This is a genomic window from Streptococcus suis S735 (assembly GCF_000294495.1).
Taxonomy (GTDB): Bacteria; Bacillota; Bacilli; order Lactobacillales; family Streptococcaceae; genus Streptococcus; species Streptococcus suis.
Genome location: NC_018526.1, coordinates 1,685,600 through 1,697,703 on the forward strand (window position 1 = coordinate 1,685,600; position 12,104 = coordinate 1,697,703).

The 12,104-nt window shown below is 41.8% G+C and carries 8 protein-coding genes and 1 pseudogene; all 9 read right to left on the reverse strand.

Annotated features, from left to right (window positions below; all coding sequences use genetic code 11):
- Window positions 1-184: 184 nt before the first annotated feature.
- The 9 genes and pseudogenes from YYK_RS08385 to YYK_RS08425 all read right to left on the reverse strand — a co-directional run bounded on the left by YYK_RS08385 (window position 185) and on the right by YYK_RS08425 (window position 12,104).
- Complete coding sequence (locus YYK_RS08385; RefSeq protein WP_012028499.1) at window positions 185-1,045, reverse strand: helix-turn-helix domain-containing protein; 861 nt, start codon at window positions 1,043-1,045, stop codon at window positions 185-187.
- Window positions 1,046-1,057: 12 nt separating this feature from the next.
- Window positions 1,058-2,350, reverse strand: coding sequence for a response regulator transcription factor (locus YYK_RS08390; protein WP_014636508.1), 1,293 nt, complete (start codon window positions 2,348-2,350; stop codon window positions 1,058-1,060).
- Window positions 2,340-3,989: a sensor histidine kinase gene (locus YYK_RS08395; RefSeq protein ID WP_012028503.1), complete on the reverse strand. Its 1,650-nt coding sequence runs from the start codon at window positions 3,987-3,989 to the stop codon at window positions 2,340-2,342. Before YYK_RS08395 ends, YYK_RS08390 begins: the two co-directional genes overlap by 11 nt.
- Complete coding sequence (locus tag YYK_RS08400; RefSeq protein WP_012028504.1) at window positions 3,986-4,591, reverse strand: DUF624 domain-containing protein; 606 nt, start codon at window positions 4,589-4,591, stop codon at window positions 3,986-3,988. The genes YYK_RS08395 and YYK_RS08400 overlap by 4 nt, the downstream gene beginning before the upstream one ends.
- Before the next feature lie 223 nt (window positions 4,592-4,814).
- Window positions 4,815-6,016: pseudogene (locus YYK_RS08405) on the reverse strand (IS110 family RNA-guided transposase).
- Window positions 6,017-6,605: 589 nt separating this feature from the next.
- Window positions 6,606-8,087 carry an ABC transporter substrate-binding protein gene (locus YYK_RS08410; protein WP_012028506.1) on the reverse strand — a complete coding sequence of 494 codons (1,482 nt, stop codon included), beginning with the start codon at window positions 8,085-8,087 and terminating at the stop codon, window positions 6,606-6,608.
- A 69-nt stretch (window positions 8,088-8,156) separates the two neighbouring features.
- Window positions 8,157-9,080, reverse strand: a complete 924-nt coding sequence (locus YYK_RS08415; protein ID WP_012027800.1) for a carbohydrate ABC transporter permease — start codon at window positions 9,078-9,080, stop codon at window positions 8,157-8,159.
- Between the two features lie 9 nt (window positions 9,081-9,089).
- The gene (locus tag YYK_RS08420; protein ID WP_012775341.1) at window positions 9,090-10,019 is read right to left on the reverse strand and encodes an ABC transporter permease; all 930 of its coding nucleotides are present in this window, start codon (window positions 10,017-10,019) and stop codon (window positions 9,090-9,092) included.
- Window positions 10,020-10,220: 201 nt separating this feature from the next.
- Window positions 10,221-12,104: a beta-N-acetylhexosaminidase gene (locus YYK_RS08425; RefSeq protein ID WP_024402220.1), complete on the reverse strand. Its 1,884-nt coding sequence runs from the start codon at window positions 12,102-12,104 to the stop codon at window positions 10,221-10,223.

Below are 12,104 nucleotides of genomic sequence, written 5' to 3' on the forward strand. Positions count from 1 at the left end.
TTTTCTAGGTCAAGGTGAACAAAAAGAACACAATCTTTTGTACAAGTTGCACAAAAGACTGTGTTACTGAAATAGTTTACTTTCCAAAAATTCAATGAGCCCTTTGGGATTTTCAGTAGAAAAGGGACGAAGCGATGGGTGGCATTCTCAAAGGCTACAACGCTTTTCTCATCATTAGCTCCTATTAGATACTTAAATCCATGATAACCATGTAGCAAACTGCCAAATCCGTCAATTCCTTGAGCTGTAATCCCGTCCAATCAAACCATTTGTCCAAGCGATACTGTAGCGTATTTCGATGGATATAGAGAGACTGGGCTGCCTTGGTTATGACCGCACCTTCTTGCCAAAGAGCTACAATTTCCTTTTCTAGCTGCTGGTGGGCAATCAAACTAGCAAGTCCTTCTCTCAAAACGGGGTGGAGTTGACCTGCCCAAAGATAGAGCTGACCGAAGGTAAGCAACCGTGATTGATGGTGGCTGCTTCGCCAATGGTGAAAAAGGGATTGTTCAGCTTCGATTAATTGCGGCCAAGAGTGTACCAATTTGGCTGGCCAGATTTGCCCTAAAAACAATGTAATTCTCAGACCAAAATCGAACTCCATGGTAGCAAGGGTGTCACGCAGTATTTCTTTGACGTCAAAAAGAGGTGCCTGATGTAGAATGAACAGGTAATCTTGTCCATTGCCTGTATAGTAGCCTTGGAGATTGGGGAGGAGTTTGGCCATCATATCAAGCCAGGCTACCTTTCCATCTTCATCGGATACGTGGCCTACATGAGCATGAATAACCTGTAGTTTTTCCAAGGTTTGTGGAAGAGGACCTCCCCCTTGGAAATAGCGTCCCCAAGGATGACCTTGTTCTGCGCTCGAGTCATTCATCAGCAAGTCAATCAGTTCGATTTCTCGATCTGTCAAATCCTTGCGATCGACGGAAAACCAGGTTTGATTAGCCAGAGGCAACTGGATACTTGCTCCGTTTTCTGTCTTTTCAAATACAAGCCTTCCTTTTGGAAATAGGTGCTGCAATTCTTCCCTTTTGCTCATCTCGCCTCCATCTCATTCTGTCTGTAATTGACCGATTTTCTGTCGGTAATTTTTGGGAGATTCCCCACAAATGCGTTTAAAAATCTTATAGAAGTAACCGACATTTGTATATCCAACTTGAAAACAAATTTCTTCGATTCCCAACTGACTGTTCAAGAGAAGCTGTTGCGCTACCTTGATTCGCTGATGATTGAGCAATTCTGCAAAAGTATGCCCGGTCTCTTTTTTGATAAGTTGACCTAGGTAAACCGTATTTAGGTAGAGATGAGCACTCATATCTTTCAAAGACAGTTCCTCTGCAAAGCGTTCACGAACAATCGTAACGACTTCCTGTATATGTGGACTGTAAGTGGAACTCTCGGAAATTTTTTTCAGATAATGACAAAAATACTCCATTAGTTGATGTAAATCTCGACTCGCTTCTACCTTTACATAGAAATCTTCCAAGCGCTGATGGTCTTCTTCATTAAAATAGTAAAACACATCCGACATCATCTGATTAAAAAATTGTTTTGTTAGGTAGACTGCCGGAGTGGTTTCCCGTAATTTATCAGCCAAATGTGGTAAAACATCAACGATTTTTGCCAATCTTCCTGCACGTAGAAGCGGTTCCATATCTTTATAGAGTTCAGTGGTAGTAGCCGTTAGATCTTCTGATAGTTGCTTATAAAATAAGCGCCTCTCTACCTTGTCAATCAACTGCCGTATGGTCATCGTCGGGGTAACTTCTTCTGTATATAGACTACCCTCTGGTCGACTTTCTGTCAACTGAAAATAGTAGACTTGATGTAAAATATTTTTTTCACGACAGTAGCCCATTGGGTTTGGAGTCTCTCTAGCGGCAAACCATGTTTTCTGGGAGTGACTTAAGAACTCACTCGCTGTCAGGGTTCCTGCCAAGAAGCCCTTGGTGTATTCCCTATCTGTCTCTTTCTTCAAGGTTGGTAGCTGTTGGAGCAGCTTAGCCAGTTCTTGTTTATTGATGGGCTTAAGGAGATAATCCATTGCCCCTAGGGAGATAGCTTTACGGGCATATTCGAATTCTTGAAAACCAGACATGATGATAATATGGGTATCAGGCGATTGTTCTTTCATTCGTCGAACCATTTCTAGGCCTGTCATATCTGGCATGCTGACATCGGTTAGGACAAGGTCCACAGTATGCTGTGAAAAATAATCCAGCGCTTCTTCGGCATTCTCTGCCGTATAAACAATCTCGACATTGTATTCATGATAAGGGAGAAGATGCTTCATCCCTTCCAAAATCATATATTCGTCATCAACTACTAACATCTTATGCATCATGCTCATCTCCTCGGGGGAAGACACCTTCAAATAAGATTGAATATGTCACCCCTTCCCCTTCTTTAGAATCTAATTCTATCTGGTAACGGTCTCCAAAATAGAGAAGTAACCGCTCGTGAACGTTTCGTAATCCGATTGATTGTGACCGATTTTCTTGCGACAGTTCTCGACTTGCCAAGAGGTGTTTGTAGGCTTCCAGAGTTTCTGCGTTCATTCCCTTACCATTATCTCTGATGAGAATTTCCATATCCTGTCCATGCTTGAGAGCTTTGACACTAAGCGCATTGTCTTTTCGTTTGAGGTCTACTCCATGGACAAAATAATTTTCTACCAGAGGCTGGATTACAAAACGAGGAATTTCAACCCTTTCGCACCCAGGATCCATTTGATAGGCATAGGCAATGGAACGGGGATAGCGGATTTGACAAATGTAGCTATGTTTTTCGCAAAATGAAAGTTCTTCTGCCACCGTTGTCATTTTTGCCTGTGTCACACTACTGCGAAGCAAGCTTGAAAATTCATAAATCATATCCCCTAGCTCATCCATCTGCTTGCTGACTGCATACATACGGAAAAATTCCAAGGTATTGTAGAGAAAATGGGGGTTAATCTGGGCTTGTAAGGCTCGCATATTGGCATCTTTCTGAGCTAACTGCAAGCGATAGATGTCTTGAATACTCTGGTCCATAGCATCCAGCATCTGATTGATTTCTGATGAAATAAGATACATTTCCTGCTCTTTATTGTCCGTCTGTAGACGAAGATGCCTGTCTTCGCCACGAATCTGTTGCATGGTATCAACAATGTCCAGTACTTGAACTTCATATCGTTTAAACACCCTTCTCAGGACCAGTAGTAAAAGAGCAACGAGACAACTACTTCCTAGAAAAATGATTCCGACTAGGCTGCCAACTTTTTCAATAGCATACTGCTGGTCAACTCCAACTGCAATTTGCAAATCCCCACTCATTCGATAGGAGAGCGGAGGTGAGGCAACATCTGGTCGCAGACTATAAAATTCCCGATCCAGAGAATCTTGAACTCTAACGGTCATGGGGAGATCCGTCTTACGTTGAATATATTGTTCGAGCAAATCCGCATCGATGGTGACATAGATGGTCGCAATACCTTCTGTTGTCGATGGAGAAAATAAGGTCATCGAAATACTATGTTGCGGAGCCTTGTAATTTTCGGCCGTGACCTTTTTACCAGACTTTAAGTCAGAGGTAGAAACAAAGACAGTATTTGCATCCATCGGAGCAATATCGACTCCTTCTACGAAGGGATAATAGAGATAGAGAGTGCGAACAGAATCCTGCAAGGAAATCCGTTTGACCATCAGGTGTGGGTGACTCAGTAACCAGACCTGGTACTGAGAAGGAGATAATTGAAAATAGTGATAAAGGCTGTCTAGACGATCCCTGTCCGTAATGTAGTCTGCTAGATAATTCCCAACCCGTCCTTGATAATAATCCAACTCCTCTTTTAGACCATCTGCTACTTCCTGTTGAATGCGGATGCGATTGGTATCATACTGATACCAGCTGATGTAGGAAAGAATACTGGCAAAGAAAATAACAATCCCAATCACTAATAAAGAATAACTTTTCAAAAGAGTATGAATTAAAACTTTTTTCATAAGTAATCCTTGTCAACTTTCTTATAAACTGGATCAAAGGCATCATAGAGAAACAAGAGCCATAGGACCGGTAGGAAGAAGAATAAAATCAAGGGAAGCTTGAATAGCAAGACCCCACAGACGAGACTGCCTAACAAAAATTTGACCAGGGCTTTCCAATCAAGAAAAAGCGAGACAGCCGCCAACTGTAAGCCTGTTTTTAGACTAAATTCAAAATGTACTTGAAGTTTTAAAAAGAGAGCATAGAGTGCAAAAATATAGAAAAGCCCAAAAGCATTTGTAATAAGAACTGCTGGCATCCACCAGGTCTGGGGCAATTGAATCAAGAGCCAAATGCCGCTAAATAAAAGACCAATCAATAAGAAGACAAGACCAAGGCCAAGGTTAAGCCGAATAAAATGCTCTTTAAAATAGCCAAACGCCTCTCGAAAATTATACTTAGATGCATCCATATGATAGTTATCGTAGAGGTAAACTATCGTTCCATTTGCTGGTGAAATGCCCAGCACTACGCCTCCTAGCAATAGAAGAACCAAATAGATGGCACTCAATTTCATGAGGAAGAACAGAAGAGTAAAAAGCCTGTCTAACCACCCTAACATTGTATATTCCTCCTTTTTTATCTATTTTATCAAAAAATCGGTGCTTTTCTACCATTTGTCAAGTTCATCAAGGTATTTGACGAAAAATATTTTGTGTCTCGTCATCCAAATAAGGAAATTGTTTTATTTTGGACTAAAGTTACGTGTAAAAAGTGCATACAAAACCAACACCTTATGTTGAAATTTTTTGATAAGGTGTTACAATGATAGAGCATAAACAGTTTTACCGATTTTGGGTTGAAGCGTAATCGTAAAATTTGTTATGCATAATGAGGTAATACATTGTCCGAATGAGACGATGTATGGAGGCAATCGTGTGCAGCTTCGTTGAAGTCGTTTGCGATTGTCTTTTTCGTTTCTTATAAAAGTCTGCGATATGGCAAGGATTGGTATGATTGGCTGAAGCGATATTGTGGATACACTTGAACAGAATCTTTCTAGCGTAGGGATTACCACGCTTGGTAATGTGTTCCTTAGCGAGGAAGTTACCAGATTCATAGTGTCTCAGGTCAATACCGATAAAGGCATTGATTTGATTGGCAGACTGAAAACGGCGAATATCTCCCAGTTCACCAATAATACTTGTTGCAGTAGTCTCAGCTATTCCAGGAATAGAGAGCAGAATGTCATATTCAGGTAATGGCTGAGCTAGTTCCACCATTTCGTCTAAGACTGCCTGTCTCTGTTCAGAAAGTCTAAGCAATTCTTTTGTATAGTAACGGACCTCTTCCAGTATTGGAGAGGTTTTCTTGACGGCACAATAAGATTGATTAGCTAGTGCTATAAGCTTCTCGGCTAAGTAAGCCACACGCTTGTCAGAAATCCGTTTTGAAGTGGACAGACGGATGCTCTTTGAGAGTTCATCATTGCTTAACTCAAGTACGCAGTCCTTACAAGGAAAAGCTATAACTAAGTTCCAGTATTGTTCGCAGATGGTGTCGATAAGATATTTTCCAATTCAGGGAAAGTGACCTGTAAGACCTTGTGCAGGCGGTTTTTAGCTCGAACAATATCCTCGGTCAGATTCTGATAGAAACGGCTGAGATCCCGCAAGTTTTGGTAGACTTCTTCTTGGACATAAGTGGGTTTACGATTCAGCACAAATTGAGATTGAGCCAGTTTTTCAGCGTCAATTTGATCTGTTTTCCGCACACGCAAGCTATCCAGTTGCTTCTTAGCTTCTAAGGGATTAAGCCGTGTATAAGCATAGCCATTATCATCTAGAAAAGTTTGGAGACGGCGAGAATAGACACCTGTTGCTTCAAAGATGATTTCTGGCTTATGGACGGTTCTCAAATCGCCAAGTAGCCGAGCAAAGCCGATGGCGTCATTGGATATGGTATAGCCATGAACTTTCTCACCATTGACTAGAATGGCCACTTCTGAACTTGCCTTACTCACATCAATCCCAAAAACTACTCGCATGATATTACCTCTTTGTCTTGAATGATTCCTTGTTTTAGCGATGTCATTTTCAATACTCGACGTCTGGCGTCCCACATACTTTGATAACATTCTTTCTAAAACAGGTGTCTTGCCAGTTTTTGTTGCGACGTCTAGCGTCAAAAGCACCCTCGACTTAACAAGACACCTCTACTTTATCATAAAGAAAAAGTAGTGAGTACTTTCTCCCGTCGGAGATTTCCTCACTACTAATCTTAGTATGTTTTTGTATATATTAACATAAAATAAATACAAAAGAGGCTGAGCAAAAAGCCCAGCGCCACTTCTTAGAGTTCGTGTCGACATCTCATCGCAGTGGTTGATTGGCAGATTTGTTCGTGTTTTACACTCCAAATCCGACCTATACGACTGATGCGAACAGAATTCGCTTCATCTCCAACCTCAAACTGTCTCCCAGACAGTTTGAGCTGTGCGGGGGTGGGAGTGAAACAGTATGGGGATAGACTGTTTCAGCTCAACAACTTAAAACGAAAAATTGTTGACGAACTTGTTTTAGACCAGTCGAGTTCTTTCCCACTCCCTCTTTTCACACTTCATCACCTGTATCGTATTATTTATTTGCTAAAAACTCATCGTATTGTTTTTGCATTTCTTCTTTTACTTTTTTGTAGGATTCTTCTGCTTCCAATTTTTTCAGCATTTCTGGAACAGCAACATCAGGATCCACAGTACCAGTATTGATACTTGCTGCATATTGGCTCATGATATTTTGGATACTTGTAATTTCAGTCTTAACTGCATCAGCATTGAAGTTGAAGCCAAGAAGTGGAGACTCTTCTGCACCTGCCAGCAATTCTTCTGCTTTTTTCACATCTTCATCTGTTACCTTGTCAGTGATGTAGAGAATTTGGCTGTTACCTGTGTTCCAAGCTGACATACGAGTATCGCCTTTGTAACCATCCAACAACTTGATACGATTTTCAGCACTTGGGTCTTTTTCCCAGTTGACTCCCTCTGGACCAAATACCAAGCCGTTCAGCAATTCTGGATTTGTATTGATAAGGGTCAATACTTCCATAGCTTTTTCTTTGTTCTTAGATGTTTTTGAAATGACAAAGTTTGCTACTTGGGTAGATCCGCTTGTCTTATAGGCAGATGTGATTGGTTTAGAAGTAATCTTATAGCCTGCAACTGTTGAAAGGAGGCTATCGCCAAAGTCAGCTGGTCCTTGTGTTTCTTCACGAACGAACCAGTTTGCTACATCAAGTGAGAAGGTTGCGTCAGTAGTCGCTGCATCTGCCATAATGTAGCCAGCCTTATAGTATTTGTGAATGGTACGAAGGTTATCCATGTGACGGTCCACTTCAAATGGGTTTACCACTTTTGTAGTGTCGCCTTTCAAGTCGATAGCAAATGGTAACTCATTCCCAGCTGGATATTCCAAGCCGTCTGTTGAGGGTTTGCTAGATTTTACCCAGGCAAATGGTGTTACATCTGCTTCTTTTTCTTTGATGGTTGCCAACATGCTTTCCACATCATCGTAGCTATCTACTTTAGAAATGTCAAAACCATACTTATCAACCATGTCTTGGTTGAAGGAAAGCATCTGTTGACTAGCTACGTTACCGATGACAGGGACTGCGTAGATTTTTCCGTCGATGGTATTTCCTTTGATATAGGCAGGGTCAATAATGTCATAGAGGGCCTTGCCTTCTTTCTTGTAAAGTTCTGTTAAATCAGCATAAGCTCCTTTTTGCGCATTGATAATATAGTTGTCTGCAAAGGCAATATCATATTCCTCACCAGATGAGGTAATAATGGCCATTTTATCTTTATAGTCCCCCCATGAGATATACTTGATGTCTAGATGGGCCCCTGCTTCTTTTTCGATAATCTTATTGGCATTTTCCAAAAGAACATCGATGTTTTTCGGTGCGTCTCCGATTTGATACATGAGGATGTTTGTCAATCCATCTTCTGTTGTAGTGCTACTTGATGCGGTCTTATTTCCAGTCAGACTACCACAAGCGGCAAGGGCAGCTGCGGACGCAAGTGTCACGCAGGAGTAGGCAAATTTTTTCCATGTTTTCATTTGGCTGTTCCTTTCTATTTTTTTAGATAATGAAGTATGGAATACGATTGTTAAGATAGAGTGATGTCTCTACTCCTTGACTCCGCCAATTGTCAAACCTTTGACAAAGTAACGTTGGAAGAAAGGATAGAGACAGGCAATTGGTAGAGTCGATACGACCACAATAGCCATACGTGTTGCTTCTTTGGGAAGGGCCCCTGCAACTTCTGAGGACATGGCCGCTGCTGCGGCAGCATTTTCAGAGAGATATTGAATGTTTGCTTGAATTTTCATCAGCAGGTATTGGAGAGGGAAGAGGTTATCGCTCTGGATATAGAGGAGAGCGTTGTACCAGTCATTCCAAAAAGCGAGGGCTGTAAAGAGAGCGATTGTTGCGATACCTGGTAGGGTTAGTGGCAAGCAGATTTGGAAGAAAATCCGAAATTCACTGGCCCCGTCAATCCTGGCAGATTCGATAATAGACTCAGAAATAGTCTTTCTAAAGAAGGACCTCATCACCATGATATTGAAAGGAGATAGCAGCATAGGTAGAATCAAGGCTGCCACTGTATCTTTGAGATTTAAAAACGAGGTCATAACGATATAGGTTGGAATGGTCCCTGCGCTAAACAGCATGGTAAAGAGAGCCATCAGGGTAAAAAATCGTCTGTATCTGAAACTGTTTCTCGAAATGGCATAGGCGTAAAGAACGGTGAAGAAGACATTCAGGCTCGTCCCTACAATGGTCACAAAGAAGGTGATAAAGAGGGCTTGGAGAATCTGATCTTTTAATTGAAAGAGATATTCATAACCTGCCAAACTCCATTGCTCTGGCCAGAAAGAATAGCCGTTGATAGCCAAGCTTGTCTCATCTGTCATAGAAATGATGATAACAAATATGAAGGGAAGGGTACAAGATAGGGCAAATATCCCTAGTAAACTTGAGAAAAATAGATCTGTTTTCTTACTAAATGAATGAATAGAAACAGAAGTGATTTGTTTCTTTTTTTTCATACTCCCCTCCTAGAATAAGGCTGATTCCTTATCAAAGCGACGAACAATCAGGTTGGTCACTACCACCAAGATACAGCCGACAACAGACTGATAGAGACCTGCCGCGATAGCCATACCGATGTCCCCTGTTCCTGCAATTCCACGATAAACGTAGGTATCAAGGACCTGAGTCACATTGAAGAGAGGACCTGAATTTTTCGGAATTTGATAGAAAAGGCCAAAGTCTGCTCGGAAGATATTTCCGACAGCCAGAATCGTTAAAATAGTCATCAGAGGCATTAACTGAGGAAGGGTGACATAGCGGATGCGTTGCCATTTGGTCGCTCCATCCACAATCGCAGCTTCATAGTAGGTTGGGTCAATGCCCATAATGGTTGCATAATAAATAATACTGTTATAGCCCAAACCTTTCCAAATTCCTAAGAAAAGCAAGATGAAGGGCCAATAGGTTGGTGTGCTGTACCAGTTGATGGGATCCATCCCCATTCCTTTGAGAATATTGTTTATCAATCCTTTATCTGGACTCAAAAATGCGTAAACGAAGAAACTGATAATGACCCAAGAAAGGAAATAAGGGAACAAGGTTGTGGTCTGATAGATCTTTACCAGCTTCTTCGACCGCATCTCACTAAAGATAATGGCAATACCTACTGCAAAAATCAGTCCGAGTACGATAAAACCAAGATTATATAGGATGGTATTTCTTGTGATGATATAGGCATCGGATGATTGAAATAGAAATTTAAAATTATCCAATCCTATCCACTTACTTTGTATGAGACTATCCCAAAAGCCATTACCTGTATGGCGATAGTCCTTAAAAGCAATCACATTGCCAAATACTGGAATATAGAAAAATAGAATGAGCCAGATGACTCCTGGCAATACCATTAGGAAAAAAATGGCATTTTGTTTTAGATTTTTTATGAGGTCTTTCATCATAGCTCCTTTCTATTATGAACCTTTACATTATTAGTTTACTCCTGATTGGGCCAACTGTGAATTGCCACATTATAGGCAAAATTCTACAAATTATAGGTGTATATAACAACCGATATACCTTCTGTAAAAAACAAAGAAAATCTGGGTTGCTAATCAAAATTTGCATAAAAAATTGAGCCCTTTCGAGCTCGAGAACTACTAGGTCGTATAGATGGTTGAAGCCGTCGCAATAATCTGCCATTGGTTGGCAGTTGTCGCAATAAATCCCTTGTCCTGATGGAAGTCATCGTAAGGGAGAATTGGCACTTCTAGTTCATCTAGTTTAGGTACTTCATTGTTCAGATAGGCTTGCAACCGCTGGATTGCTCGGCGAATGCGGGCATCCAATCCCCCTAGGCGAATGTCCACCGTATCCAGACCAAACACCTTCTTCTCTACCATCCATTGGTAGCTAAGTGCCTGATAGAAGCTTTCCAGATCTATTCTTAGTTGCTGCAAACCGTCAACTTTCTCTGCCAAGACCTGACGATTTCCTTCCTGATAGGCCTGACGAATACCTACTGAAATAGCCGCCTTGGTCGCTAAAACCTGACACAACTTAGCCTGAGTATCAAAGAGATAGGTATAGCCCTTGGCTCGGCTTCCAATCTCTGCCAATCTAGGCGCTAATTCCTGATAAAAGGCATTGTCTTTTTCGGCATCAATATGCTCTTGCAGCAAGGGGCAGAGAATATCCTGATACAAAATGTAGCGACTGGGATTGAAACCGTGATGACCTGGACCTGGGTGACTAGGTGTCTTATTTGGCAAATCCAATTGCAGGAAGTCATCTAGGGAAACTTGGTGTAGTTGATAGAAATGCTCAGCCAGACAGCCCAAATTTCCTCGGTACTGGAGTTCTGCCCAGGCATGAAGACTCGGCAAGATCGAAAAGGTTGCGCATTCTCCACCATTATCTCCCCAAGCGGTCACCGTCACTTCTTGGACGCCATACTCTTGGCAGGCAGCATGTGCTTTTGGTGCAATCCGCATACTGAAATCATTATCAGGAGTAAAACCAATCCACTTCCAGGCACCACTTGCAAAGGCAATCTGATCTCCCAACTGCTGATGACTAGCTAGTTTTTGACCATAGCTCTCACGACTAGTCTGATAGTAATCCCAATAAATCAAGGTCACTCTGTCCTTGAGACGATCCAAATAAGCCTGAATTTCCGAATCAATTTCCAACTGACCAGTATAATCCTTACTCGCTGTCAACAACTGGAAGAACATATCGCTCCACATACTACAATGGAAGCCGTACTTGTCAGCAATATCCAAGACCCGTTCCAAGTGTTGGCACATAATCAGACTTCGTTTCTGATAGCCGTGTTGATTGAGGTATTGACCCAGCCCGACCAAGTGAGCCTCATCCATACCGATGTTAATGGTCCGTGTTTTCAGATGGGACAAAGCCTCAAACATCTTATCAATCAAGGCATAGGTCCTCTCATCCCCAATCAAGAGAATATTATCCACATCTCGAATGGCCTGAATAGATGAAATGTTCCATTTGAGGTAGGCGATCAGATGGGCCAAGGTCTGGATACAGGGAATAAATTCCATACCGTAACGGTGGCACTCCTCCTCAATAGCCTGCAATTCTTCTTTTGTATAGGCCCCTCGGAAATAACCAAAATAGGGTTCATCACGTAGTTGGTAGGTATCTTCCATGTAAAGCTGGAAATGGCTGTAGCCTATCAAGGCCAATTGTCTAATCAAGATTTTACTGGCTTCAACCGTCAGGACAGCATTTCGAGAACAATCTTCCATAAAACCGAGTTGACGATAGGCAGGTCTTTCTAGAATCTGTATGTCGGTCTCACCCTGAGCCAACTGACTAGCCAAAACAAGCAAGCCTCGATAAATCATGTGTTCTTTAGGCGCACGGATACGGTAAGAACCTGCTGAACCTTCAATCCGCAAACTCTCCTTGCCACCGACTTCAAGTTCTAACTGGCAATCCAAGCCAAGCGAGGAACAAATCTCTTCCAAGACCCCCTCCGACTGCCGTAACGAATGGTTTATCTGTAACATCAT